At 49.7% G+C, this 26,353-nt stretch carries 19 protein-coding genes; 8 read left to right on the top strand and 11 right to left on the bottom strand.

Annotated features, from left to right (window positions below; all coding sequences use genetic code 11):
- The first annotated feature begins 29 nt into the window (after positions 1–29).
- From ACYU8Y_RS14675 to ACYU8Y_RS14665, 3 genes are all read left to right on the top strand, one after another.
- Positions 30–941 carry a DUF937 domain-containing protein gene (locus ACYU8Y_RS14675; protein ID WP_460938450.1) on the top strand — a complete coding sequence of 304 codons (912 nt, stop codon included), beginning with the start codon at positions 30–32 and terminating at the stop codon, positions 939–941.
- Positions 942–1,064: 123 nt separating this feature from the next.
- A complete protein-coding gene (locus tag ACYU8Y_RS14670) occupies positions 1,065–1,337 on the top strand; it encodes a hypothetical protein (protein WP_460938448.1) in 273 nt (90 codons plus the stop codon).
- 97 nt (positions 1,338–1,434) lie between these two features.
- On the top strand, positions 1,435–2,319 hold the full coding sequence (locus ACYU8Y_RS14665; protein ID WP_460938446.1) for a S1 family peptidase: 885 nt from the start codon (positions 1,435–1,437) through the stop codon (positions 2,317–2,319).
- Here the strand turns inward: ACYU8Y_RS14665 and ACYU8Y_RS14660 are convergent.
- The 5 genes from ACYU8Y_RS14660 to ACYU8Y_RS14640 form a co-directional block, all read right to left on the bottom strand.
- Positions 2,307–2,789 (bottom strand): MOSC domain-containing protein, encoded by a 483-nt coding sequence (locus ACYU8Y_RS14660; protein ID WP_460938444.1) that lies wholly within the window; start codon positions 2,787–2,789, stop codon positions 2,307–2,309. The genes ACYU8Y_RS14665 and ACYU8Y_RS14660 overlap by 13 nt on opposite strands.
- Before the next feature lie 89 nt (positions 2,790–2,878).
- Positions 2,879–3,802: a metallophosphoesterase family protein gene (locus ACYU8Y_RS14655; RefSeq protein ID WP_460938442.1), complete on the bottom strand. Its 924-nt coding sequence runs from the start codon at positions 3,800–3,802 to the stop codon at positions 2,879–2,881.
- A 144-nt stretch (positions 3,803–3,946) separates the two neighbouring features.
- Positions 3,947–6,667 (bottom strand): DUF5686 and carboxypeptidase regulatory-like domain-containing protein, encoded by a 2,721-nt coding sequence (locus ACYU8Y_RS14650; RefSeq protein ID WP_460938440.1) that lies wholly within the window; start codon positions 6,665–6,667, stop codon positions 3,947–3,949.
- A 367-nt stretch (positions 6,668–7,034) separates the two neighbouring features.
- Positions 7,035–8,723 (bottom strand): hypothetical protein, encoded by a 1,689-nt coding sequence (locus ACYU8Y_RS14645; RefSeq protein WP_460938438.1) that lies wholly within the window; start codon positions 8,721–8,723, stop codon positions 7,035–7,037.
- 31 nt (positions 8,724–8,754) lie between these two features.
- Positions 8,755–10,197, bottom strand: a complete 1,443-nt coding sequence (locus tag ACYU8Y_RS14640) for an FAD-dependent oxidoreductase (protein WP_460938436.1) — start codon at positions 10,195–10,197, stop codon at positions 8,755–8,757.
- A gap of 438 nt (positions 10,198–10,635) precedes the next feature.
- Between ACYU8Y_RS14640 and ACYU8Y_RS14635 the strand changes: the two genes are divergently transcribed.
- Positions 10,636–12,003, top strand: a complete 1,368-nt coding sequence (locus tag ACYU8Y_RS14635) for a M24 family metallopeptidase (RefSeq protein ID WP_460938434.1) — start codon at positions 10,636–10,638, stop codon at positions 12,001–12,003.
- An 82-nt stretch (positions 12,004–12,085) separates the two neighbouring features.
- Here the strand turns inward: ACYU8Y_RS14635 and ACYU8Y_RS14630 are convergent, their stop codons facing one another.
- The 3 genes from ACYU8Y_RS14630 to fbaA form a co-directional block, all read right to left on the bottom strand.
- On the bottom strand, positions 12,086–13,222 hold the full coding sequence (locus ACYU8Y_RS14630; RefSeq protein ID WP_460938433.1) for an efflux RND transporter periplasmic adaptor subunit: 1,137 nt from the start codon (positions 13,220–13,222) through the stop codon (positions 12,086–12,088).
- Positions 13,206–16,505 carry an efflux RND transporter permease subunit gene (locus tag ACYU8Y_RS14625; RefSeq protein WP_460938431.1) on the bottom strand — a complete coding sequence of 1,100 codons (3,300 nt, stop codon included), beginning with the start codon at positions 16,503–16,505 and terminating at the stop codon, positions 13,206–13,208. The genes ACYU8Y_RS14630 and ACYU8Y_RS14625 overlap by 17 nt, the downstream gene beginning before the upstream one ends.
- Positions 16,506–17,011: 506 nt before the next feature.
- A complete protein-coding gene (gene fbaA, locus ACYU8Y_RS14620; RefSeq protein ID WP_460938429.1) occupies positions 17,012–18,091 on the bottom strand; it encodes a class II fructose-bisphosphate aldolase in 1,080 nt (359 codons plus the stop codon).
- A gap of 259 nt (positions 18,092–18,350) precedes the next feature.
- Between fbaA and ACYU8Y_RS14615 the strand changes: the two genes are divergently transcribed.
- Positions 18,351–19,916, top strand: a complete 1,566-nt coding sequence (locus ACYU8Y_RS14615) for a hypothetical protein (RefSeq protein ID WP_460938427.1) — start codon at positions 18,351–18,353, stop codon at positions 19,914–19,916.
- Here ACYU8Y_RS14615 and ACYU8Y_RS14610 read toward each other — a convergent pair.
- Positions 19,882–20,115: a DUF2905 domain-containing protein gene (locus ACYU8Y_RS14610; protein WP_460938425.1), complete on the bottom strand. Its 234-nt coding sequence runs from the start codon at positions 20,113–20,115 to the stop codon at positions 19,882–19,884. The two genes, ACYU8Y_RS14615 and ACYU8Y_RS14610, sit on opposite strands and share 35 nt — an antisense overlap.
- 513 nt (positions 20,116–20,628) lie before the next feature.
- On the opposite strand from ACYU8Y_RS14610, the gene ACYU8Y_RS14605 reads away from it, so the two are divergent.
- Positions 20,629–22,806 (top strand): DEAD/DEAH box helicase, encoded by a 2,178-nt coding sequence (locus tag ACYU8Y_RS14605; RefSeq protein WP_460938423.1) that lies wholly within the window; start codon positions 20,629–20,631, stop codon positions 22,804–22,806.
- A gap of 267 nt (positions 22,807–23,073) precedes the next feature.
- Here the strand turns inward: ACYU8Y_RS14605 and ACYU8Y_RS14600 are convergent, their stop codons facing one another.
- Positions 23,074–24,066, bottom strand: a complete 993-nt coding sequence (locus tag ACYU8Y_RS14600; RefSeq protein WP_460938421.1) for a fasciclin domain-containing protein — start codon at positions 24,064–24,066, stop codon at positions 23,074–23,076.
- Between the two features lie 168 nt (positions 24,067–24,234).
- Here ACYU8Y_RS14600 and ACYU8Y_RS14595 point away from each other — a divergent pair, with 168 nt between their 5' ends.
- Both ACYU8Y_RS14595 and ACYU8Y_RS14590 read left to right on the top strand, forming a co-directional pair.
- On the top strand, positions 24,235–24,696 hold the full coding sequence (locus ACYU8Y_RS14595) for a hypothetical protein (RefSeq protein WP_460938419.1): 462 nt from the start codon (positions 24,235–24,237) through the stop codon (positions 24,694–24,696).
- A gap of 131 nt (positions 24,697–24,827) precedes the next feature.
- Entirely contained in the window at positions 24,828–25,352 is a 525-nt protein-coding gene (locus ACYU8Y_RS14590; RefSeq protein WP_460938417.1) for an acyl-CoA thioesterase, read from the top strand.
- A gap of 65 nt (positions 25,353–25,417) precedes the next feature.
- Here the strand turns inward: ACYU8Y_RS14590 and ACYU8Y_RS14585 are convergent, their stop codons facing one another.
- Positions 25,418–26,353, bottom strand: a complete 936-nt coding sequence (locus ACYU8Y_RS14585) for a phosphatase PAP2 family protein (RefSeq protein WP_460938415.1) — start codon at positions 26,351–26,353, stop codon at positions 25,418–25,420.

Here is a 26,353-nt window from a genome sequence, read left to right as displayed (position 1 = left end):
TCTATGTATCTCAACTCAATGAAAAACATATGGCCGTTCGCTTATTACCTTACATCAAAGACCAGTTTACGCCCGCTGTAGTTGACCAGCTTAGTGGTGTGCTGAATGAATCGTCGGCTACTACACTGAAAGTCATTAATGGCGCGCTGCCAGTTCTGCTGGGCGGATTGACTCGGCGCGTGCAGGCATCAGGTGGTGCATCCGCTATGGTTAGTTCGCTGGATAAAGGCGATTACGCAAAAACGCCCTTCGACGTAAGTCAGGTAATTGACTCGACGCAGTCGATCACGGAAGCAACCACGGCTGATGCCGGATTTATCGATCAGATTTTCGGGGATAAACTGACTCGTACCACTGAACTGCTCAGTGTGTATAGTGGCGCGAAGCCTCAGTCGGCCAGAACCATATTGGGTTTGGCGGGATCCGTACTCATGGGAATTCTGGGTCGGCAGGAACAGGAAAAGGGCCTTACCACCGACAGCCTGAAAACATTATTACTCGGTCAGGCTACCGAATTTCGGCAGGCTCTACCAACGGGCCTGGATGGTATCAGCAGTTTGCTGGGTTTCGACGAATTGGTGACGCCTGCCGGTCCTCAGACCGAAGTTCAGGGCCCTGATAACTTCAGTGGCACGCCTGTCAATCCGAATATACCCAAGAGTACAGATGGCGACCGACGGCAGGAAAACGTGCGCTGGCTCCGCTGGGCTATGATTGCCATTGCCGTGCTGGTACTGGCCCTGCTCATTCAGAAGTGCAGTGAGAATCAGAACGGTATTGATGGCGTTAGTACCGACTCTACCTCACGCGCTGAACCCAATGCGGTTGAAGACACCTCGGCAGCAACAAAACAAAGTGTTCGCGATGCACATGGTCAGCCGAACGATTCGACGGCTTCTGGTCCACTGGGTATCCGTGATTCATCGGCGATAAAGAAATAATCGATCAGGCGCCTATGGAATCCGGTTCTTTAAGCCTCGTCCCTACGTGGTAAGGTTTGGAGAACTGGCATCACAGGCCTACGAATCAGACCTTCAATTCAACTCTCAAACGTTTGAAAAACTATGATTTATAATCGCATCAAACCCATTCGGTCCTGGCTATGCATGGCCTTTATCGTTGGCACCAGTCTGACACTGGGGAACTGTTCGGGCAAGAAGACTGAAAACAGTGAAAGCCAGATGGCTGATACAACAGCCGCCAGCGATAGCTCGGTGTTTGGGCGTCAGGGCGATACCACGACCAATACACTAGACGCTCCCCAGCAGGCTCCACCCGATAGCGCAGACCGGGGCGCGGTTGTGCCAGCTGAAGTGAAAGTGACGCCTAAAAAGTAAGTTGTTACACCGTACGTCTGGCACGATAAGTGAGCCGTGATTTGTTAACTTGCGTGCTCACTTACCGCCAGATCGGTTTACTTACTACCATTGCTCTATGTTTGTTGACGCCATTGAACGCGTTAATCCGTTTACCCAGCCGATGCACTCTATTGTCAGACTGTATGGCCATAATGAGATTGTACCCGGAACAGCTACCCTATTTTTCATAAATGAACACGGATGTGCCATCACCTGTAAGCATGTTGCTGAACTGATCAGGCAGAGCGATCCTATTTACCACAACTATCGGGAGTTTCAGGGTGCCCGCCGGGAGGCATTGCGGGAGAAGAATGCGGCTCAGCTAATCAGTCAGTTAGAAACGAGATTTAAACTGAGTGCCGATACCATTATTCGGATACGAAATAATTTTGTGAACTGCGTTGATCAGTTCGAACGGCTGAACATTGATCACCACCCGACCCAGGACCTGGCCCTGTTGCGCTTCAAAGGGTACAATCGACCACTGTATCGCTCACACGCTGTTTTCCTGGGCGATACGAGCCGGATAAAACCGGGTCGGAGTTTGTGCCGGTTAGGTTATCCATTCCCTGAGTTTACCAACTTTCGCTACAACCCGTCCATTGACGATATTGAATGGACAACAACGGGGCGCGTCGTCTCGCCCAGCTTCCCGATTGATGGCATTGTTACCCGGCTGTCGGGGGATAACAATGTGGCTACCGGAATCGAGTTGAGCACACCCGGTCTGCGGGGTCAAAGCGGGGGTCCTTTGTTTGATACAAACGGACTTATCTATGGAATGCAATCGGCTACACGTCACCTGCATCTGGGCTTCGATATTGAAGATCAGGAGGTACTCGTAAACGGCCGCAAAAGCCGGGTATCAAATTACCCGTTTCTGAACGTAGGGCAATGCGTGCATGTCGATGTAATTAAAGCCTTCCTGCGGGAAAAGAAAGTAAAGTTCTATGAAGGATAAATCACAACCGCATCGCCTACCCGTATCTGCCCACTCTGTACAACCTTCGCGGTCATGCCACCGTGCCCACGCATGGCGTTGTACCCTCCGGGACCAAGTGTTGTTTCCATTTTAGAACAGGGATGGCATTGCCCGGTAATTTTCAGAATCACATCGCCAAGTTGAATTTGTTTGTCTTTTAGCGCCAATAAGTTTAATCCCGACACCACGATGTTTCGGCGAACCAGAGCGGGATCGAGGTCGGTACGACCAAGCAGGGCCGCCACAACGGGTAAGTGCTCGGCCTGAATCAGAGTTACGTGACGGTTGCCACTTTGTCCGCTGTAATGGTCGCCAACAAGACCTTTCTTATCGGATACGGTTACCGAATCGACCACCGCTACGGCCGTTTTGCGTTCAGGCCGGATGCCAATCCACTCCACTCGGCCAGAGCGGGGAAATACGTCGAATAAGTCTTTTATGTTGTCCATGGCCTGAGCCGCAGCATTTGGTTGATTTTTAGCCTAATCTGATTCTTTCTAAAATCATAGACTGTCGTAAAAACCAAACAAATCCTGGTTCAGACATAGTTCACGTAGGTATTCATTACGGATCCATCGTTGAACAGATCGACGATGGCATACCCGGCAGACGTATGTTTGTACTTCCCGAACCACCAGGCACCACTGACGGCTCCATTGCAGAAATACGAAACGCCATTGTAATCAACCCGGTCTGTTAAATGAATGTGACCGCTGAGGGCGGCTTTTACGTTTGGATGACGGTGAAACAGGTCGGTGATTCGAACGGTATCGCTGTGCATCCAGCGCGAGGGTACGTTCCAGTTTTCACCCGCAAAACGCTGACCATCAAAAAAAACACAAGCGGCCAGAATCGGCACGTGCGAAACGACAAGAACGGGCATTTCAACGGGTGTCTGGCTTAAATCAGCCTCGAGCCAGCCAAACTGTTCGTCGTCTATGTGAGCGGTGTACCAGCTTCCGTCGGGTTTGGGTTGCACGCTATCCAGCACGATAATGTGCCAGCCGTTTTGGTCCAGGCTGTAGTAACGCTTTGCCAGGTGAAACTCGTCCATTGCCCATTGCCGGCCTGCTTCGAAGCAAGCCCTGGTTTCCCTGGGGCACCAAATGTCATGATTTCCAATGCAGCTTACAACGGGGAGGGCATTTTCGCTACGGAGAACATCGTTATACAGACGCCATTGTCGACTGACGCTGTCTTTCTGACGACCGTGCGCTTCCATAATCGCATCGCCACCGTTGACGATCAGATCGGGTTTATCCGTCAAATTTTGTACATGATGCAGGCATCGTTCGAAGCCTTTGGCAGCGCCGATCAGCGGCTGCATGTGGGTATCGGTGAGGTGGGCAATGCGCAACACCCGTTGTTTGGGAAGTGTTGCCGCCTGCGCAGATACCAGGTTATTTACCGAAAGAGCAGCCAACCCTGCTCCCATTCGTTTAACAAGATCCCTACGGTTCATGCAGACCTACTTTGGTTTACGCAAAGTAAAGTCCCCACTGTGATGTGTTAATTAAACCAAGTTTATGTTTGTATTAGGTAATCAACTCAGAATGAAGCGATTTATTTATATATAACCCACCTGAACCGCTCCAGCAATTCAGACTTACCGCCCAAACTTCAACGTCGTGCCGATTCTAAATCCTAAACCCTGATACTTGGCATCCTGCCATTGCGAAATGACTTCTACCCGAAAGAAGGGCAGCACCTGCGGAATCAGCCCATCCAGCCCATACCCTACTTCCGTGTAATTTTTAGAAGCCGGTGTGTACAGGTAGTGTACGAACAAATTCTCTTTCAGGCCCAGCAACCGAACAACGGTCAACTGCGTGACGAAAAACTTACGAAACTCAGCCAGCACGTGGGCTTCGGCAAAGCGCTTGGCGGTACTGTATTGGTAATACGGCAGCAATCGGTACGTCGAAACGACATCGCCCTGTTGGAAGAAGAACTGATTTCCTTCAAAATGCTTGAAATCAGGAAAGTAAACCTGCCGATCATTCAGAAAGGAGCCAGCGCTGAGTTTGTAGTTTAACCGGCTCCGAATGCCCGTTTCGAACGAATGGCTGATGCTTGCCTGGAAGAAATCATAATCGACCTGGTCCATTCCTTTGCGGTAATTTACCGTCAGCAACGGACTTTCGTTATCACGCCGGGCAATACGTCGCCCGTTGCGGATGGTATACTGGGTAGCTCCCAACCGCGCCGAAGCCGTCAGATTGAGCACGAGCGCGTTATGCGTCGGGAAAGCCGTTGTCGCGACTTCGGCGTTTTCGGGACGGTTTGGTGTAAACGTCCGCTCGCGCCAGTTGATCCACGGCTTCAGATCGTCCCGATAGTTGGCCAATTCAGAACGGCGGGCGTACTCCAGGCTCCCCGTTAACGACACCCGTTCTCCGAATGGCGACGCAGTAAGGGTCAGATTTAGAAAATCTTTCTGATATAATTTGGCAAAATTCTGTTCAAATAGCAGCGTTGTCAACGAGTTCAGAAACGGGCTAATCGGATTATCGGGATTGTACTGGTACAAATATTGCCCCCCCGACAGGGCAACCCGTGTGCTTTTATGCTGGTAACTCGCCAGGCCGTAACCCACAACTTGTTTCCGGCCAAACTGGTAGCGGCCCACACCTCCCACATTCCACTCGCCCAATTGAATTTGCCGAAACCGATTGACCGAATCCACTTTCGCCCGATACCGGAAATTGAGCGCTCCCTCCAGCGTGTAGCCTTCGACAGTGTTGTACTCAATCCGGGTCAGCGGACTGGTATAAATCAGAGCACTTCGTTTGGATAGCCCCCAGGTATGTCCGCTCAGCACTTGACCAATCGAGAACTTACTGGCCGCTTTTTTCTTTTGCCTATCGGCTACGGCAAGGCTGTCGCGCTTCAGCGAATCGGCTTTCGTAAGTACCTTTGTTTCACGAACCAGCCCTAAGCTGTCTGCTTTCCGATAGCTTTTGATTTCGCCACTGGTAAGCGGCACTGAGCGGAGTGAATCCCAGAATACATTGGAGCGTTTGCGAGCCAGTGAGTCGATTTCCAGGGAGTCGTCGCGCACAACGGCCACATCTTCTTTCCGGTTTTTACGGGCCTGCTTCTCTTGCTTTTCGTATTCCTTGACCATCTGACGCAGGTTTTTGGTCGAAAACTCCTTTTGTTTTTTAACTAGCTCGTCGAAGTTCTTACCCTTAATATCACCTTTGGAGAGCGTTTGGGCAGGTGCCCCTTTCTTCTCGTCGGCCACTTCAATGTCTTCAACAAAAGCAGGGTTCACGACAAATTCATTAAACGTCAGGTTTCGAATGTAGTAGCCGCTGGCTTTCACGCCCAGATAGGTCCCCTTCCCTTCATACCGCTGGTTCGTTGGCATCCAGACACCCTGTATGGGACTGCATATGTGCCGGACTGAAATAGACACGCCGATGTTGTTTACCGTTTCCAGTTGCAGACTATGGATGGCCCAGGTATTTTCGGTAATATAAATCGTTCCCCGAAAAACGCCTTCGCCATACTGCCGGGGTATAACCTGAATTTTGCTGATCTCAACCGGAGCACCGGATGGACCCGGCTCCCGAAACGTGCCTTTGTACTCAAACTTATAGTAGGCAAACGCTTTGGGCGATAAAGGCGATACAGCACCGGCAACAGTGGGGCTATAAAAGCTGGCATTGTAAAACTGATTGGGGCTCAGGAAATCCCCCTGCGAGTTGCGATTGGCAATAATCCGTTGCCGAAATGTGTTGGGCTGCGTAAACGATACTTCAGCCACGGTTTCGTTGAGCAAAGGAACACCTACTTTAAAATTAGCTTCTTTTTCGGCTTCTTTGAGCTGTTTCCGAAACGCCATTTCGGCCAGATTGGGCAGGTCAATAACGGTGAACGATGATTTGGTATAGACCCGTGCCTTGAATCGCTGCACCTGCAACTGGTGGAACCGGCTTTTGGCTATGGCCCGGCGCATGATCGTATACGCAGGATCTTCATTCCCGGCTTTGGTCTGCACCTCAGCCAATCGTAGCGCCTGCTCCTCAAGGGTAGCATCCAGCGTAGCGAAGTCACCGCCTATCTCAATTGGTTTTTGAACAGACTGAAAGCCCAGATATTGGAATACAATGTCGTATTTACCGGGTGCAAGTCCGATTTCGTATCGACCCTCGGCGTTCGTAATCGTGCCCTTGTTCGTCCCCTTCACAATGACAGCCGCAAAGGGCAAGGCTTCCCCCTGCTTGTTTCTAACCACACCCCGCAGACCACTACTACCGGTTTGCGCAGGAGCCATCGTCAACGAAATGAGTGTGACCAGTATTAGTAGTATAAATTTCATGCAATTGGGGAGGTTAACAGTCTGCGAATGTACTTGTAAAACGAAGGAGCGTGCTAATCTTTTCGATAGACGGAAAATTTCTATCGACCAGCAAAATGAACTCATTCGTATTGGTAAGATGCACATTTGAACACAAACGTTGCCTGCGGGCAATACATCGGCCACTGAGCGAGGAGTGGAAACGGATCAAATGATTACTGAAAGAACCACACCAGCGGCCCGGTCAAAGCCTCGCTGTTTGATCGGACGAAGCCACCCGATAGACTCATAAAGGCGATCGGCATCTTCACCACGGAAGACTGCACGGCGAACCGTGGAAGCTTTTGTCCCTATCGCTATTTTTGTTTACGAGTTCTTGACCCGTTGACTAGTACTTTGGGGGCAACTCATTGGACCCGAGCCGATCTTTACGAACATAAACCCGTTCATCATTGATCGTAGCAACGTGTTGATAATGCGCCTGGATGTACGCCCCGATGGGTGCAACCTGTTCGTGACCGAATACATCTGGATTTAAAAACCAGAACGAGTGACGACGATTAACCAGATCAACGAAAACCACCGGGCGATGCCTTTTCAGATCGCTCAGAAATCTGGCCTGATGTTTTTTCTGCTGCGGTCCCGGCATGAGAACTCGAAAAGTAATGTTATCGGCGGTTGCCTGGCTGAGTTGCGTTTCGATGTGATAGACTGGATACCAGCCCCACAGGGTAATGTCATCGCCTGGGCGAGTATACGTCAAGATTTTTTCAGAAATCGGCGATACCGGAATCGGCTGGAACAAGTCGTATAAACGGATGGTAACAGCCTTCGAAGAACTAACGAACAGAACCAATCTATCTATCCCGTAAGGTAGACAACAAGCAAGCACCCAACCCGCCAAAATCAGCCGCATCGTTGAAGCGGGTATTTGTCGAGTAGCATAATAACCAGCCCAGATTGCTCCACTCAGGAGGGCCAGCGGTACGATAAGGAACTGCTGATAATGATAAAATTGATAGCCCGATTTAATGGCTTCGTAAAAACCCGTCAGTACATGCAGTAAGCCAAACCAGAGCAGAAATGACCGGGTATTCACCCGAGAAGACGAACGGATACTAAACCAGAGCCCCCCGGCAAGTAGCAGTCCGTAACTAATGAAAAGGTTTAAAAACTGCCCCGAACTCCACAAAAACGCTGGATAGTTCAATGCTTTTTCCCAGATAGATCCTCCGAAGTTGTACTGAAAATTACCAATCAAGTAAAAGTTAAGAAAATAGTCGAATGATCCGTTCAGGAGCGTAAGGGCCAGTACGAATAGCGGACAACATAAACAGCCTGCCAGCAGAACCAGGAGCGATCGAATTTTATCAGGGCTCTTCGAGAGGATGATTAACGCCGTAAAAACCAACGTAATCAGCACCGTAGGTACTCCCTGTAGTTTGGCAAAGGGAACGAGCCCCGACACAAAACCCAGGGCCAGCAGAACGCCAAACGCAGGATGGGATTGATTGTACAGAATTGAGAACAACCAGAAAGTAATAGCCAGTAAGCATAACACGACGTATTCATTGTACAGCTCACAAAACCATCCCTGAACCAACAGATAAAAAAACGCGGTGGGCACAAACACGGCCAAACTGATCGACTTGGCAAACAGATTATTAACCGTTAGATAGGTAAAAAGCAAGGTAAGACTTAACAGCACAAAGCCGACCAAACGGGCCGAGGTGTAATCGAAATGCCCGCCAAACCACGAAGGCAGGATCAGCAAATAGCTGACCAGTGGCCCCTGGGTCAGGCCATCCACATCTATCCAGTACCGCCAGTATTTAGTCAGGCTCAGCGCCTGAGTCAGCATCTGGGATTCGTCAACTTCCAGTTCCCTATTGTAGGCGATAAATGGCAAGCGCATGAGCAGCAACAGCCCACAAAAAACGGCCGCCCAGCCCCATTGCCTGCGTCGGCTACCGCCCGCCCCCCCTATCTGCTGATAAACAACTAATAACGAACAGATTACCACCAATAAGAATCCGAACGAAGTAAGTAAGGAAAGCCAATTATCAAAACGTATCATTCACCTCTGAGGCAGAAATTGCTTAAGGAAATTACTGTTTTACTAATCCCGTCTCCGTGATAACCGTACTCTCCTGATAGGTTTCGTAGTCGGTATTCACCGCCCATAGGTCGACTTCCTGTTGTTGGTCTGTGGTTAGTTTTTGGGCGGCCAAAATCCCCATCAGGATGCTATGGTCCTGATTGTTGTACTTAAATGCACCATATCGGCCAATGGGATATAGATTGGCGATGCCGCTGAGGTAATCCTGTACCGGAGTCAGCGCATCCATATACCCTTTCGCATAAATAGGATAACAGCGCGGAATCCGATGGATATGCCCATCGAGCACTTTTTTATTGGCGATCAGACCAGTTTTCCGCAGATCGGCCGTAGCCAAGTCAATTAAAGACTGATCCGACTGGCGCCACAGTTCGTCATCGTCGTTACACCACAATTCGAGGGCTAAGATGGTATCTTTCGAGGAGCCATAAAGCGTAGGTACCCAGTTACGAAAATTGGTGATTCGACCAACCTTCAGTTCCGGTGAGTGTACGTACAACCACTGATCGGGGAAAAGGCGATCACCCTCAACCAGAAGATACACCAGAATCGTGTTTCTAAACGTTAGTTTGCCCGCAGCTTCTTTTACTGCCTGAGGAACGCCGTCGAGGGTATTTACCAGATTAGTAATAGGCATGGTGCTGATAACCGCATCGTAACGTTCGGTTGTACCATCGGTCAGCTCCAGGCCCACTACCTGCTGTTGTTCCATGATGACCCGGCGGACTTTCGTATTGAGAAATACCCGTCCGTTATGGTCCCGGCAGTACTGGGCCATTCGCTCGTAGATCATACCCGTCCCCTGGGTAGGATAGGCAAATTGTTCGACCAGCGTTTGATGCTTACGACTATTGCCCATGAGGCTGTTGCGGACAGCTTCGTACAGCGAGAGCTTCTTGATTCGCTGGGCCGCAAAGTCAGCATCCAGGTCAGTACACTTAATTCCCCATAACTTTTCGGAGTAGTGTTTAAAAAACATCTCGTACAGCCGCTTGCCGAAGCGGTTGGTCACCCAACTTTCAAAATCGCCATTGTCGGGAACGGGAAAAACCTGCTGATAGACATAGCTGACCATGCTATTTACGGTTTCCAGCAAGCCCAGATTACGAAATGTATTGAAGGGTTTGAGGGGGTAATCAAAAAAGAGATTTTTGTAAAAAATGCGCGTTTGGCGGTCAATCATTTGATAATCGTTGCCCGCCACTTCCAGCCATAGCTCGTTGATTTGTCGGTTGGTGCTAAAAAAACGATGGGGCCCCAGATCGACCAAACAGCCCCATAGCTGGATTGTTCTGCTCATACCACCGACGTTATTTTCGGCTTCGTAAACATCGACTTGGTGTCCCTTTTTAGCTAATTCATACGCTGCTGTTATACCTGCGGGTCCGGCTCCAATAATTGCAATTCGCTTCGGCGTGGACGTTCTACTCATTCGAAAGATCAGTTCTGGCTTTTTTTTAACGTTAAACTTTTCGTCTGTCGAGCACGCCATAAAGCTCTCCTTTTGTAGTTTATCATTGAAGTTGAGCAGCGTTGAAACAGAGTTTAGCGCACAATTTAATAGTTTTTTGATTAGTTCCAAAGTTGCTTTTGAGTAGGCATGGTAGCCTTGCGATTTAATAGACTATTTGCCAGCTCGCTTTAATCCGGCGATGGATACAGCCATTATCGCTCGGTTTAAACCCATAGATGAACTGATCATTAATAGCCAGAATAGTACCTGGTGTTTGGTTGCCTTTCCGTAAATACCCCAATAGCTCGGGTCGATCAATTAGCCCCTTAATAAGCCCGGTAAGCTTATTAAGCTGTGCGTATATCTGTATAGTTATCTTTGCGTATCTTGCTGCAAACTGCTCATAATCTGAATACTATGCATAAACCAGTACACTTCTTCATTCAATTATTTATATTTCTGACCTGCTTGTCGACAGCTAACGCCCAACTTGCTTCACCATCTACAGTTCTGACCGAGCGAGATCGGGCACGCGTTGTCGATGAAATTCTGGACGATCGTTTTACCAATCTTCTCCCCCAATTGATGCGCCGGGAAGAGCTGGATATGTGGGTCATCATCTCCCGTGAATACAACGAAGACCCCGTTTTGCGGACAATGCTGCCCAGTACGTGGCTGTCAGCGCGACGACGAACCATTATTGTCTTTTATGATGCAGGTGGTGATAAAGGAATAGAGAAGCTGGCCATTGCCCGCTACGATGTGGGTAACCTACTGAAAGGGGCCTGGGATATTGATGTTCGGCCGAACCAGTGGGAGGCCCTGGCTAAGATTATCGAAGACCGAAAGCCTAAAAAAATAGGGCTCAACATGTCGACCAATTACGGTCATGCCGATGGGCTCTCTTTCTCGGAACACGAAGAGTTCCTCAGGAAACTACCTGCTGAGTATCAGAAACGAATCGTTTCGGCGGAGAAAGTTGCCGTTGGCTGGCTTGAAACCCGTACTGAAAAAGAGATGGCGATTTATCCGCTGATTTGTCGATTATCGCACCAGATTATACAGGAGGGGTTTTCGGAGCAGGTCATTCAGCCGGGCGTCACTACGACCGATGATGTAGTCTGGTGGTTTCGCCAGCGCATTACCAACCTCGGTCTGAGCACCTGGTTTCACCCAACGGTAGATGTACAACGTGCCGATAACCAAGACTTCAATCATCTCCACACGTTTTCCAAACGGCCCGACAAGCAGGTTATTCAGCCCGGCGACTTGCTGCACGTTGATTTTGGCATTACCTATTTGCGCCTGAACACCGATCAACAGCAACACGCGTACGTATTGAAGCCTGGTGAAACAGATGTGCCGGAGGCTATCAAAACCGCCTTTAAACAGGGCAATCGGTTACAGGAGATTCTGACGGAGCAATTCAGCGCGGGTAAAACCGGGAACCAGATGCTGCTGGCGGCTCTGGAAAAAGCCAAAAAAGAAGGAATCAACGGCACCATTTACTCACACCCGATTGGCGTACATGGTCACGCGGCTGGTCCAACTATCGGCTTATGGGATCAGCAGAAGGGCGTTCCAGGCCCTGGCGATTATCCCTTACTAGCCAACACCGCCTATTCCATTGAACTTAATGCAGCCGTTGAAATTCCAGAGTGGAAAAAAATAGTACGCATTATGCTCGAAGAAGATGGCTTTTTCGATGGCAAGACGTTTCGCTACATCGATGGCCGCCAAACGGAGATCTATACGATTCCCAGAAAACTGGGGTACGTAAAATAATGTAGAGACGCATATTTGCGTCTCGTTACGTCAGCAACTGGGCAAATGAACCATCCGGCAAACGAGACGCAAGTATGCGTCTCTACTTTTTACTCACGGGCGAACCATCCCGTATTTCTTCGTTAGCCGATTTGATTAGTTGGTCACCTTCAGTCAGTGGGCCGAATATCTCTACTTTTTCATCGGCTTCAAGCCCTCTTTTGATGGGTACCCACTCGGCTTTCCCATTAACGACCTTAATCACGAAAACGCCGGTTGTCGAATTGACAATGGCCGATTTGGGGACAATGAAGGTGTTGTTTTTCGTTGGTAAGGGCACGTTTACCTCGGCAACCATACCGGGCAGCAGTTTCTTGTCATTATTAATCACATCAACCTCTACCCGCTCCGACCGGAGCCGTTTGTCCAGAGCCCCCGCCTGGCGCTTAACCTGCCCGGTAAATTTCTGGTCAGGAAACGCTTTGACGTTGAAGGTAACCTGATCGTTCATATCGACATAGCCCGTGTAGGCTTCTGGAATCGAGATAACCAGACGCAATCTCTTTTGCTCGGTCAGCACGAACAACGGAAATTCGGATCCTTTGCCTGCCGGTCCGATGTAGGCACCGGTGCTGGCATTGCGGGCACTGATAATGCCATTGAACGGAGCACGTATTTCCAGGTATTTTTTCAGATCGGCTACTTCCCGATACGCCGACTTTGCTGCTTCCAGTTGGGCGAGGTCGGCGTTGCGCTTGGCCAGCGCCTGATCAACATCGTTTTTCGATACGGCACCAGAAAATTTGCTGGCTTCCAGAATCCGCTCGTAGTTGGCTTTGCTGGCAATGGAAAGGGCTTCCTGCGCTTTAAGCTTTGATTCGGCCGAAGAAAGTTGCGCGCTTAGTTCGGGGGCTTCGGCTAAGGCAAGCAGTTGTCCCTGCTTCACTTCAGTACCTACGTCGGCCTTCAACGATTTGATATAGCCGCTCACTTTGGCATAGATATCGACATCCCGAAATGCAACCAGTTCGCCCGGCACTTGCAGAGAAGATGCCAACTTTCCGCGTTGCAACGGGAATACCTCAACCGCAGTGGGTGCGTCGGCTTTCTTCGTCTCTTCTTTTTCCTCACGCTCCTCTTTGCCTTCCAACGAATGACAACCGATTAACGAACCGATAAGAAGTACACTACTAAATGCAACGAGCAGGCTTTGGATTGACTGTTTAATTGGCCGTTTCATACGGGGAGGGAATATAAAATTTACTTTCTTTATCTTCGGGATCGAGTGATACCGACTCCGTTGAGGTGTTGCCCTGCACCCAGGCGAATACCAGAGGCAGGATAAACAAAGCCGCAAAGGTCGATGCAATCAGGCCACCAATAACGGCACGTCCCAGGGGAGCTGTCTGGGATCCACCTTCGCCCAGCCCCGAGGCCATCGGAATCATACCGACCACCATGGCTACACTGGTCATCAGGATGGGGCGCATCCGCAGCGAAGCCGCTTCACGGGCGGCCAATAAAGCATTGCCACTTCGCATTCGCAGTTCCTCCGCGTTGGTTACCATCAGTACGGCATTGGAAATGGATACACCGACGGACATAATCATGCCCATATAGGATTGCAGATTAAGCGTTGACTTGGTCAGCATCAGCAGCACCAGCGAACCGACCAATACGGCGGGCACCGTACACAAAACGACCAGCGACACTTTAAAGGACTGAAAATTGGCCGCCAGCATTAGAAAGATAACGACGATAGCGACCATCAGGCCATTTTGCAGACTATCGAGTGTGCTGATTAACACCTCGGTCAGCCCCTGCATTTTCACCGTCAATCCGCGGGGCAGTTCACCCAGCGAGTCGATTGCTTTCTGAACATCGGTAGCCGCTGTTCCTAAATCCATGTCATTCAAATTGGCCGTCACCGATAGTACCGGTATGGCGCCCACGTTGTCATTTTCGCCATACGTTGTTCCTTTTTGCAGCGTGGCCACATCGCTCAGAACCGGACGACTCGCATTGGGTGAAATGGGTATTTCGCCCAAATCACCGATAGTGGTCATCTGATTTTCAGGCACTTGAATCTGAACGCTGTAACTTTGGCTCGACTTCGGATCAATCCAGACGCTTTTCTCCGTATAACGCGAGGATGAAGTAGCCGCCACCAGCGAGCGTGAAATCGCGGAAATATCCGTTCCCAGTTGAGCCGCCCGCGCCCGATCAATGGTTACGTTGATTGCCGGGTACTTGGTGGCTTGCCCGATTTGTACATCACGCAGATACGGAATCTGGTCCAACTTGGCAATTACCTTGTTCGCGTACTCTTCATTCTGCTTTTTATTCTTACCGATCAATCGGACTTCGATTGGCGTTGGCGAGCCCTGACTTAAGATCTTGTCCGTTAATTCGATGGGCTCAAAAGACAGCTTGACCCCCGGCAGGGCTTTCTTCATGCTGGCCCTGAACTCATCCTTTAGCTCGTCCAGATCAACCTCGTAATCTTCTTTCAGACTCACCTGCAAAACGCCTTCCTGCGGCCCCGCCATAAACAGGTAGATCGGGCTTGTCGAGAATTGAGCGCCGTGCATACCAACCATCGCTGACGTGATTTCGACATTTTCTTTGCCAACCAGCTTGTTCAGCACATCGATGGTTTTCAGCATGGTGGCTTCCGTTTTTTCGAGTCGGGTTCCGTCTGGATTGCGTAACCGAACCTGAAACTGACCGGCGTTGCCCCGGGGCAACACATCCCGCCCAATCACCGTAATAAGTAAAACGGCCAGCCCAAGTGCCCCTACAACATACACGAGCACAATCGGCTTGCGATACGGTAACATCCGATCAATGAAACGCACGAACCGAACCCGAATTCGCTCAAAGTAGCTGAGCTTTCCGTCGTGATCAATATCTTTTTGGTGGGCCAGTTTCTGCTTTTCGGCAAGCACATCGTCATGCGACCCTTTACCATTGCTTGACGCCACGCCATTGGTATGGATTGTGTTTCCATTTACAGGCTGAGTGCTCTGTCCATTGTTCACATGGGTGTGCTCTTTCATCATCCAGTTGGCCAGCACAGGCACCAGCGTCTGAGCCATCAGGTAGGATGTGATCATCGAAAAACCAATGGCCAGCGCAAGAGGCAGGAACAGGGCTCCCGGTATGCCGCTCATCGTGAAAGCGGGCGCAAATACGGCCAGAATACAGAATAGAATCAGCAGTTTGGAAAACGCAATTTCCTTACAGGCGTCCCAGATGGCCAGCGCTTTGGGTTTACCCATATCCATGTGCTGGTGAATGTTCTCAATCGTTACCGTACTTTCATCGACGAGAATACCGATCGCGAGCGAAAGGCCGCTCAAGGTCATGATGTTGATGGTTTGCCCAAACAACGACAGAAAAAGGACGCCCGAAATGATACAGGTTGGAATGGTAATAATAACGATGAGCGCTCCCCGAACGTCGCCCAAAAACAGCAGTACCATTAGCCCCGTCAGAATAGCGCCGATAGCTCCTTCCGTCATCAAGCTTTTTACGGCATTGATCACATAAACCGATTGGTCGAATGTGTAAGTCAGGGTCACATCTTCGGGCAGCAGAGCCTGGAAACGGGGCAAGGCCGCTTTCAGGTTTTGGACAACCTCCCAGGTCGATGCGTCGGATGACTTGGTGATGGGCAAATACACCGAACGTTTCCCATTTACCAGCACATATCCCTGGGTAATATCGGCTCCGTCTTCAATCGTGGCCACATCTTTCAGGTAGAGGTTTTGAACCGTTCCGGTAAAGAGCGGAATATTACCGAAATCCTTGATATTCAGAACCGTTGTATTGGCTGGCGTAAAATAGTTCAGGTCGCCTACCCGTACGTTGCCGGCGGGTGTTGCCTGGTTATTGATCCGTAAGGCGGCAACCAACTGATCGGGGGTCAGGTTGTGCGAGCGCAATAATTCCGGGTCGGCCTTGATCACGATGGAACGGGAGTTACCGCCAAACGGGGCAGGTGATACCAGACCGGGAATAGACGTAAAACCCGAACGGATGTAAACGTTCGCCAAATCCTGAAGCTCATTATTACTACGAATCGGGCTGCTCAACACCAATTGGCCTACGGGCAACGTAGAGGCATCGAAACGCAGAATAAAGGGCGGTTGCGATCCCGGTGGGAACTGCGCCTGTGCCCGGTTGGAGTAGGCGGACACTTCGGCAGCCGCCTGCGCCATGTTTGTGCCTTCGTAAAAGGATAATTTCAGCAGTGTTATCCCCTGAATATTTTTTGTCTCGATACTTTTTACCCCCGACACGTAAAGGAGCAGGTTCACATACTGCTTCCCAAAAAATGCCTCCATCTGGTTAGGCGTGTACCCACCGAATGGCTGAGAAATATAGATAACGGGTAAATTAAGATTCGGGAATATATCAATCTTGATGGTACGGACGGCGCTGATTCCGAAAAAAAACAAGCTTGCCACTAACACCAGAACGGTTATGGGCTTGCGTAACGCTGATCGTATTAAATTCATGTTTTAATTAAAGTACTGTTAAATTCAGCTGTCTGCGTTGATACCAAATTAGCTATCCGTTGAATTCTTCCCTCATCAGAAAACCAATTCCTAGAAAAGCCAATTTTTTCCACAATACATCATATCGACGGATATATCTACCTGAAAGTTAACGAATTTGGCTGGCAATTAGAAGTACCAGCCGACCCAACAGAGGAAGGTTTTGTACGGCAGGTCGACCGCCAAACTTATTGTACAATCAACGCATGAAGTGGCCGTTAAGTAGAATCACTTACGCAAATTTCAACGTCCCGCCTTATAGTAACTCCTTAACAGTCAGCTACTAAAATTTTGGTTCGCCTGATTGCACAGTCATTCTACGGCCTTATGACCTGACCGCAAACGCAGCGCAATTACTTAGGATAAAGTTTTATAAATTCTTCGCTGACTGTGTCAAAAAAAATGGGGATAACAGCCAGCTTACCAAGCCAGTCCATTATCCCCAACCCATTAAATCTGTCTGGAAATTAAGCCAGGCGGTTGATGCAATTCAAATCTTCAAAAGCAATTTTCAACCGCTGCACCATGCTTTCTTCGCCCTTACGAAGCCACACGCGTGGATCATAATATTTTTTGTTCGGCGAATCGGCACCTTCCGGGTTACCCAACTGCGATTGCAGATAACCTTCCTTGGCTTTATAATACTTCAGGATACCCTCCCACATGGCCCATTGCATGTCGGTATCGAGGTTCATTTTAACGGCCCCGTAGCGAATAGCTTCCCGGATTTCTTCCCGGCTGGAACCCGACCCGCCGTGGAAGACAAAATTCACTGGCAATGGTCCCGTAGCGTACTTTTCCTGAATATACTTTTGGGAGTTGTCCAGAATGATCGGCGACAGTTTTACGTTTCCGGGCTTATACACACCGTGTACGTTTCCGAAGGCAGCCGCAATCGTGAAGTTTGGCGAGATTTTGCTCAGCTCTTCATAGGCATAGGCCACTTCGGAAGGCTGGGTATATAGTTTCGAATCGTCAACGTCCGAATTATCGACGCCATCCTCTTCGCCACCCGTCACCCCCAATTCAATTTCAAGCGTCATGCCGATTTTGGCCATGCGCTCAAAATATTTAGAGCATATCTCGATGTTCTCTTCAATCGGTTCTTCCGACAGGTCGAGCATGTGCGATGAGTACAACGGCTTACCTGTTTGATCAAAGTGCTTTTCACCCGCTTCGAGTAGCCCGTCGATCCAGGGCAGGAGTTTCTTTGCACAGTGGTCGGTATGCAGAATCACCGGTACGCCATACAGTTCAGCAACATGGTGAACATGAAGGGCACCCGAGATCGATCCGGCAATGGCCGCTTGCTGTTTGTCGTTTGGCAGGGCCTTACCCGCGTAAAAAATTCCACCACCATTCGAAAACTGGACGATTACCGGTGAGTTAACGGCTTTAGCCGTTTCCAATACGGCATTAACGGAGTCCGTTCCAACGACATTGACGGCAGGAAGGGCGTAATCATTTTCGTTGGCGTGACGGAAAATTTCGGTGACGCCTTCGCCGGTCACAACGCCGGGGGCAAAACGGGTGGCTACTTCACTCATAGTTAAGACAAATTTTGGATTCGTTCAAGAAATAGTTTACCGAAAATAAGGACGGCTAATCTATTTGACTTCAGAAGGTAAAGTTGGGGATATTGTAAAAAAAATACTAATCTTACTGAAATGCTTCTCAGGAAAACGGATGATTTACGCGCCTTGATCCAGTCAGGAACTTATGTCGGGAGGTATGATTTTTGTTAGGTATTCTACTTAACTTCGTAGATACACAGGACAATACGCCATTGGTTATAAATCTATTTTCATGTTTCGTATCGTTTACTTAGGCTGTCTGCTGTTTCTGACTATTGGATTTCGACCGGCGTGCGCGCAGTTGGCGCAGTCACTGCGCCTTGAGATTCCCTCAGACCCCGACGAAGCCGAAGCCTTTGACGTGACACCACTGGCCGAAAAAGGCGTTCTGATGACGGTACGTACCGGCAATTTTGTCGACCATACACCGGTTAAACTGAGTTTCAGAAAATACGATACGAACCTTAAATTGCTGTGGCAGACAGAGTTTAAGCAGGACGTTAAGTATGTACAGGTATCGACCTACGACTCTGATCGGTATGTGTATCACCTCTTCCGCGAATACGATACGGATCAATACCAGTTCGTACGGCTGCACCTCGATGATGGCGTTATCGAAACGTTTGATGGTAGTTTGATTGACCAACTGGATGTTCAGCAGTTCAAGGTAATGGGTAGTCAGGCCTACGTGAGCGGGTATCACCACGGCCGGCCGGTTGTAATGTCGTTTTCTTTCTTTGACCGTACGGTGAAAGTTCTCCCCGGCATGTACGTCAACCGCATGGAAATAAGCAGCCTGGAAATCGATGAAGCCCAGCAGGAAGTACATGTGCTGGTTCATTCGCTTCGGCGGCATTGCGAATTTTCGATACGGACCTACAATTACGACGGCAAGCTCCTGCGCACGCTGAACTTTGACGGAGCATCGAATAGTCTGATTTCAGGAAAATTACTACCTGTTAATCAACAGGAATCATTATTGGTAGGCAATTACTCTACTGACTGCACCCCTTATTCTCAGGGCATTTATGTGACACGGATCCATCACGGCGATACGGGCACCGAACCAGCCAATGCCATTCAGTACATTGAGTTTTCTCAACTCCAGAACTTTTTTAATTACCTGAAACCACAGCGACAGCAAAAACTGCTGGCCAGGGCACAGAAGAAAAAGGATGAAGGCAAAGATTATAAGTTTCGCTACCGGCTGCTTGTACATGACCTGAAGCCCACCGCCAATGGCCTCACCCTCGTGGCCGAAGTATATTACCCACAGTACCGGGGCAACACGCTGGCGTATGGTGGCTATCTGCGCGGGAGTGACCGATACGAGGGCTTCCGGTATACCCACGCCTTTATTTGCGGGTTCGACAAACAGGGAAAGTTGTTATGGGATAATTGTTTTCCCATTAAAGAACTGGTTAGTACAGACCTAACCGAGATGGTACAGGTCTCTCAACAGGGAGACCGGGTTGTGCTGGCTTATCCGAGCGATGGCGAAATAACGACCGAAGTCATTCAGGGCAGTAAGATTCTCAAGGAAACGGAAAAGTTTAAACTGCAAACCAATACCGAGAACGAAAAAGTTACGTTTTCGGCTCAGGACAACCTGATGGCGTGGTACGGCCAGCATTTTCTAGCTTGTGGGTTCCAGAAAATAGCACCATCCAAAACAACGCAGCGTGATGTGCCGCAACGGGAAGTGTTTTACCTGAACAAACTGACCTATAACGAAGACAACCCGACCAGGGATGCCGGCAAGGCTACGACCCGAAAAAACGACGGATCAAGACAATGATCAGGTTTAGCAGAAGACTAACGACAATACAGGTCACAATAGGAAAATAAAACCCTCCGCCCCCTTTGCCTTCTACGCGTATATCTCCGGGCAATCTGCCCAGCCAACCTAGTTTATCCCCGAAAAAGTAAATCGCGATACCGACCAGTACGATTATCGTCCCGATAAGTATGATGGCTTTGCCGAATGAAGGTGTCATTGCATTAACTACGGTTTTGTACAGGATCAGTTCTATAACCAACTGAGATCCGGTATAATTTCGGGAGAAAATCCTACTACTCTACTCAAATACGTACAAGCGACCTGTCGTTTCCCCAATAAATACAATATTTATAAGCATACTCTTGCTTTTTGGCGGATTTAGTTGTATTTTTGCACCAGATTTTACAAGCGACATCCGTTCGCGTCTCTGTTTCTCTCCTTTTTTACGCGTTGAGTTAGGTCTGACAGAGCTTATGTACGGATGTACAGGATGGGTTTCTGTGTGGACGTCCCGCCGTGAGCGGGACCTTAGCGCGTGGGCTAATCGTCAATCAGTCGGCCGGTCGATCCGGTTCGTTGTCTTTATTCCCCTTGAAAAGGTTCGGGGAGGTGGTCCTGTTGGGTCGTTGGGCAGCTTGGTTCGTTGGGCAATTTTCGCATTATCGCGCCGTTCACTGGCACATACTCGTCTTCGCTTGGATGATTTACGTATTTAATCATTTCCAAGTTAATGAAAACGAAAACAAATAAATCCTCAGATCAGGATGCACTCCTGGACATTGAAAAAATAGCTACGGAAATGGCCGCCAGCGCGGTCGCTCCAACCGATGCGGCAACGGCTGAATCCAAAACCGCCAAGGTCCCTAAAAAGAAAGTTGCCAAACCAGCAGCCGAATCAACTACGGAAACTTCGTTCGATGATACAGCAACGGAACTCATTGCTGAAGGCGTTGCCGACAAAGTAGTGATCGTTGCCGATGAGCCGCTCACAACAGCCGACGCAGCCGCGCCAGCCGTTACCGAAGCAACGGCTCCCAAAGCGGACCCAAATCAACTGTTATTTTCTGACCTGGCTATTTCGGCAGAGCTGTTATCGGCCGTTACAGACATGGGCTTCACGAGCCCGTCGCCTATCCAGGCAGAAGCCATTCCACCCATTCTGGAAGGCCGTGATGTCATCGGACAGGCCCAAACCGGCACGGGTAAAACGGCCGCCTTTGGTATTCCCGCTCTCGACCTGATCGACATTCAGGATCGGTCGGTGCAAACGCTTATTCTTTGCCCAACGCGCGAATTGGCGCTGCAGGTTGCTGAAGAAATCAAGAAACTGGCCAAGTACAAGCGGGGTATTCGGATTGAAGCCATTTATGGGGGCGACTCCATCGAGCGGCAAATCCGGTCCCTCAAAAGCGGTGTGCATATCGTTATTGGTACGCCCGGTCGCGTTATGGACCACATGGAACGTAACACCCTCAAACTCAACAACGTTAAGATGATGATTCTTGACGAAGCTGACGAGATGCTGGACATGGGCTTCCGCGAAGATATTGAGAGCATTTTGGAAGAAATGCCCGAAGAGCGGCAAACAATTCTGTTTTCGGCAACGATGTCGAAGCCGATCATGCAGATCACCCAGAAGTTCCAGAAAGATCCTGTCCTGGTGAAAGTCGTCAAGAAAGAACTGACGAACGTTAACATCGAACAGGTTTACTTTGAAGTAAAATCGAAGGCAAAAGTGGAAGTAATGTGTCGTCTGATCGACATGTACGACCTTAAACTGATGCTGGTATTCTGTAACACAAAACGGAAGGTCGACGAGATCGTTGAAGATCTGCAAATCCGGGGCTATCAGGCCGAAGGGTTGCATGGTGACCTGCGTCAGGCGCAACGGAATAACGTCATGAGCAAGTTCCGGGCGGGCACCACCAACATTCTGGTGGCTACCGACGTAGCTGCCCGTGGTATTGACGTTGACGATGTTGATGCGGTTATTAACTTCGACATTCCCCTCGACGAAGAATATTACGTACACCGGATCGGTCGGACGGGCCGCGCGGGTAAATCGGGTCGCGCCTTCTCATTCGTCGGTCGTGATGAGAAATATCGGTTCCGCGAAATCCAGACGTACACGAAAGTTAAGGTTGAGAAAGGTGTAATTCCTTCCTTCGAAGATATCGTCGGTGTTCGCAAAGCTCGCTTTATCGAACAACTGCAACAAACGATTCAGGAAAGTAAAGATCTGAACCTGTATGACGACTTATTGGTTCAGCTAAACCACGCCGGATTCTCGACGGAGCAGGTTGTAGCCGCTCTGGTAAAACGTAGCATGGGTCTGGAAAAGAACGAGTTTGCGGATCAGAACCTCAACCTGGAAGATGATCGCCGGAATGGCCGCGACAAGTATGCGGACCGTGGCCGGGGTGATAGTCGTTCTGACGACCGTCGGGGCAACTCTCGCTTTGGTGACCGTGATGGCGGGTCTCGTTTCGGTGATCGCCGGAGCGACGGTGGTTCCCGCTTTGGTGATCGTGATGGTGGCCGGAGCGACTCTCGTTTCGGTGATCGCCGGAGCGCTGGTGGTGATCGTCCCCGTTTCAACGACCGCAATGACGGTGGTGAGCGGAAGCCTTATTTCGAACGCGATGATCAACGCGCCCCTCGCGAGCGTGATGCCAATATGACTCGCCTGATGGTGAGCATTGGTCGGAAAGACTTCGTTCGTCCGGGTGACATCGTTGGCGCCATTGCTGGCGAAGCCAACATCCCAGGCAGCAGCATCGGTAGCATCGATATTTTTGACAAGTTCACCTATGTCGACGTACCGAAAGATGTAGCCAACCGCGTTGTCGACGCTATGGAAGGCAATACGATCAAAGGTCGCCGGGTCAACATTGAACTCGCCCGATAAACTGGTTTCAGACTACGTCAACAACTGGAGTCATTCCGAATGTTGAGTTAAAGCATTGGCCGTAGCCAAGCCTATTACAAAAGTCGGTACTGGAGTAATCCGGTGCCGACTTTTTGGTTTCCAGGCACCTAGATTCTGTCGGCACAATCTGCATGTAAAAGCCTCTCCTTTCTTCGCGTAGACATGCGGCTCAACGCGAAGAAAAGAGAGGCTTTTTGCGTCAGTCCCTGACAATTCGGACTGCTCTACATTTGCGGTTGAATCAATTTATTGAGGCAATAGCAACCGGTCGATAATGTGCACTACACCATTTGTAGCGGTGATATCGGGGCCTACGATGTTCGATGCCGTACCGCTATTGCCTTTACCGGTGACGGTCAGGGCGGTGGTGCTTCTAGCAGCCGTTATGGTTCCTCCCTGCAGGGTTGATAGACTGGATCCGCTGGTGATGAGTGGCGTATACGTACGGCTATTGAGCACATGGTAGCTTAATATGGATGTCAGAGTGGCAACCGGAGTGGTAGCAATAGCTGCCGAATCGATACCCACCGCCTTAAAAGCTGCATCAGTTGGTGCAAATACGGTCAGTGGGCCAACTGCCGTTAATGAGGCACCGATACCGGCCTTTGTAACAGCCGCCTGAAGCAGCTTGAACGAAGCCGTTGGCAACAACAGAGGAATACCCTGGATTGTGGCGACGATGTTACCAAAAACAGGCGGTAACAGCACTCGATCGATGGCATGAACGACGCCATTACTAGCCACGCCGTCGGCCTGTAATATGTGTGCACCATTGATAGAAACAGTCGCCGAGGTAGCCGATGCTGAGGTCACCTTTGATAAATAGACCGGTAGACCAGCCAACGTTTGCTGGCTAGTATTAACAGCCACGGGAATATCTGACGCACCGATTCTGGTACTAAGTACGTGGTATTGAAGAACCGTTTTCAGCAGATCGACAGGGGCTGCATTGATAGCTGCGGCATCAACGTAGCCAAAGGCTTTGAATGCATCATCGGTCGGGGCAAAAACGGTGTAAGTGCCGGGTTGAGCAAGCGCTCCGTCTAATCCCGTCCGAGCAAGAGCCGCTTTCAGTAAGGTAAACTTGCTTCCGGTGCTGATAAGATCGCCAATCGTCGATAGTGGAAGCGTGTTGTCATCGTCTTTTTTACAAGCGGTGAACGAGAAAGCCAGAGTGGTCAATAAGACAGCAAGTAAGGCCCACTTCCGCCCTGCGAATGCGTTTTTAGTTGGTAACATGAGAGACTAGGAGTTTGTAAAAGAATGGTAGCGGCTACCCGTTCTGCAAACAACAACGGATGCATTGTTTTGTTCTCTTTTCTTCATGTATTCACTGAAAACCCCGTCTGTACCCTAAAACTATTGATCAGACCAAAGGTTATTTTACAAACACCTCCCCCATTCACTATGCATAAATACGTCCTTATTGGCTTGTTGGCCAGTACGCTTGCCTGCCAGAGCCATTCATCTGAGCAATCGAAAGCGACACAGTCAACCGAAAAAACAACCGCAATTCCCGACACGCTCTGCTTCCGTCAGATCCTGAGCCGCGATACGACAACCCTTCAGCTAGTAATTAACGGCAATCAGGCTACGGGTTATTTAGACAGTAATCCATACGAAAAAGATCGGGCGCGAGGGCCGTTTCAGGGAACAGTCAATGCGGCTCAGATTCAGGTTGACTGGCAGCGTTCGGGCGAGGGCACAACCCAACCATACACACTCGATCTACGTATGAGCGGAGACAGCCTTTCCTGGTTCGAGGGCGAACGCGTGGAGCAGCAGGGCAAATGGGTTCTAAAAGACCCTAAAATTGGGTACACGTATGTACTGACCAAAACTGACTGTTCGACAATACCACAACCCTGATTGACGATTGGGCGCAATGGCCAATCCGGTGTCTCCTGAGCATCAAATTCAACCTTTCGTTTGTCCGTCTGCTTTTTTGGTCGTTGGTTTGTGGACCTCAAAACGGTCTGTCACTAACGCATCAGCAACAAATGCCCCAACCCAAATATGCCCGCGAATCCATTACGGTGATGACCGAAATGGTATTACCCAATGATACCAATACCCTTAACAACCTGATGGGCGGGCGACTTCTTCATTTCATGGACATTGCGGCTGCTATTGCTGCCCAGAAACACTCGAACCGGCTGGTCGTAACAGCCTCCGTCGATAATGTGTCATTTTCTGAGCCGATTCGGCTGGGCAACATTGTTACCATGAAAGCCCAGGTAACTCGGTCCTTCAGTTCGTCGATGGAAATTTTTATTGAGGTTTGGGCGGAAGATATTCCGGCCGGGCACCGGGTAAGCACCAACAGCGCTTACTACACGTTTGTGGCCGTCGATCAGAGCGGGCGCCCTATTGAGGTGCCAGCCGTCATTGCCGAAACAGACGAAGAAAAGGACCGGTATGCCAGTGCGCTCCGTCGGCGACAGTTACGGTTGGTATTGGCCGGGCGCATGAACGCTCAGGACGCCACGGAATTAAGAGACTTTTTAAATATCCGAAACGATTAATTTACCTAAGTCTTATGTAGAGCTGTCCGTCCGATGGGATGGGCAGCCGCTTGTGGCTATTTTCCTTATGCGGTCAGCGCCACCATCTTCCGAATGAACGATCGAAGCCAGTTGGTCTTCAGTAGTTGTTGAAAGAGCATAATGCCGGTGAGCGCACAGGTAATTCCGGCCAAAACGTCCAGCACATAATGGTGACTCGTGTAGACCGCCGAAAACCAGATACCCACCATAATCAGCCCGAAAAACCAATTGACGAACCCCATTTTTTTCCTGATGCCATAATACAGGACGATCACCGGGTAGGATGAATGAAGAGATGGCATTGCCGCAAAAACATTGGAGCTTTTGGCATAAATAGACGCAAAAACGGGCACCCCAACATAGTGGTCAAAAGCAGCCAGACCACCGGTGTTGCCGGGTGTATGCGGGTCAAAAATGAAGCCGTGGGCCTGTATGTACCAGGGCGGGGCCGCGGGATATGCGTAGTATAGAACAAATCCCAGCAGATTGACCAGCACAAACGTTAGGGCGAAGGGATAGAATGCCGGGCGATCTTTAAAAAAAAGATAGGTGGCAAATGACAGCGGAATGGGCACCCAGGTCAGGTAAAACAACCCGGTCAATACATTCAGGAAAGTTGTCTTGTGCAGCAGCCAGTACTCATTGGGCGTCAGGATCGACTGACCGTACCCAATACCAAACAGCTTCTTTTCCAGAGCATAGAGCGATTCGATGTGTACTGAATTGTACTGGTAATTGGGGAACGCCTTCATGTAATCGAAAACGATCCAGTAAACGGCGAAAATAGAAAACCCGGTTACAAACTTACGACTCTGACTGGATGCATAATATAATCCATTTACTAAACCGACCAACACGAGCTGATCAGAGTTGAATCCAACCAGCACATACGACAGTAACAGGTAAGCCAATGATGCCGCGCTGACCACCACGACTCCCTTGTTAATGAGCGGATTACTAATCTCCGTAGGTTGATTCAT

Source organism: Spirosoma humi (assembly GCF_054776575.1).
This window is presented reverse-complemented; position numbering and strand designations above follow the sequence as displayed.

Excerpts from the sequence above, each read along its gene's own strand:
- ACYU8Y_RS14585 (WP_460938415.1), bottom strand. The coding sequence starts at position 26,353 with ATGAATCAACCTACGGAGATTAGTAATCCGCTCATTAACAAGGGAGTC.
- ACYU8Y_RS14635 (WP_460938434.1), top strand. The coding sequence starts at position 10,636 with ATGCATAAACCAGTACACTTCTTCATTCAATTATTTATATTTCTGACC.
- ACYU8Y_RS14670 (WP_460938448.1), top strand. The coding sequence starts at position 1,065 with ATGATTTATAATCGCATCAAACCCATTCGGTCCTGGCTATGCATGGCC.
- ACYU8Y_RS14625 (WP_460938431.1), bottom strand. The coding sequence starts at position 16,505 with ATGAATTTAATACGATCAGCGTTACGCAAGCCCATAACCGTTCTGGTG.
- ACYU8Y_RS14640 (WP_460938436.1), bottom strand. The coding sequence starts at position 10,197 with ATGAGTAGAACGTCCACGCCGAAGCGAATTGCAATTATTGGAGCCGGA.
- ACYU8Y_RS14595 (WP_460938419.1), top strand. The coding sequence starts at position 24,235 with ATGCATAAATACGTCCTTATTGGCTTGTTGGCCAGTACGCTTGCCTGC.
- ACYU8Y_RS14655 (WP_460938442.1), bottom strand. The coding sequence starts at position 3,802 with ATGAACCGTAGGGATCTTGTTAAACGAATGGGAGCAGGGTTGGCTGCT.
- ACYU8Y_RS14615 (WP_460938427.1), top strand. The coding sequence starts at position 18,351 with ATGTTTCGTATCGTTTACTTAGGCTGTCTGCTGTTTCTGACTATTGGA.
- ACYU8Y_RS14610 (WP_460938425.1), bottom strand. The coding sequence starts at position 20,115 with ATGACACCTTCATTCGGCAAAGCCATCATACTTATCGGGACGATAATC.
- ACYU8Y_RS14605 (WP_460938423.1), top strand. The coding sequence starts at position 20,629 with ATGAAAACGAAAACAAATAAATCCTCAGATCAGGATGCACTCCTGGAC.
- ACYU8Y_RS14630 (WP_460938433.1), bottom strand. The coding sequence starts at position 13,222 with ATGAAACGGCCAATTAAACAGTCAATCCAAAGCCTGCTCGTTGCATTT.
- ACYU8Y_RS14660 (WP_460938444.1), bottom strand. The coding sequence starts at position 2,789 with ATGGACAACATAAAAGACTTATTCGACGTATTTCCCCGCTCTGGCCGA.
- ACYU8Y_RS14650 (WP_460938440.1), bottom strand. The coding sequence starts at position 6,667 with ATGAAATTTATACTACTAATACTGGTCACACTCATTTCGTTGACGATG.
- ACYU8Y_RS14665 (WP_460938446.1), top strand. The coding sequence starts at position 1,435 with ATGTTTGTTGACGCCATTGAACGCGTTAATCCGTTTACCCAGCCGATG.
- ACYU8Y_RS14675 (WP_460938450.1), top strand. The coding sequence starts at position 30 with ATGGCCGTTCGCTTATTACCTTACATCAAAGACCAGTTTACGCCCGCT.
- fbaA (WP_460938429.1), bottom strand. The coding sequence starts at position 18,091 with ATGAGTGAAGTAGCCACCCGTTTTGCCCCCGGCGTTGTGACCGGCGAA.
- ACYU8Y_RS14590 (WP_460938417.1), top strand. The coding sequence starts at position 24,828 with ATGCCCCAACCCAAATATGCCCGCGAATCCATTACGGTGATGACCGAA.
- ACYU8Y_RS14600 (WP_460938421.1), bottom strand. The coding sequence starts at position 24,066 with ATGTTACCAACTAAAAACGCATTCGCAGGGCGGAAGTGGGCCTTACTT.
- ACYU8Y_RS14645 (WP_460938438.1), bottom strand. The coding sequence starts at position 8,723 with ATGATACGTTTTGATAATTGGCTTTCCTTACTTACTTCGTTCGGATTC.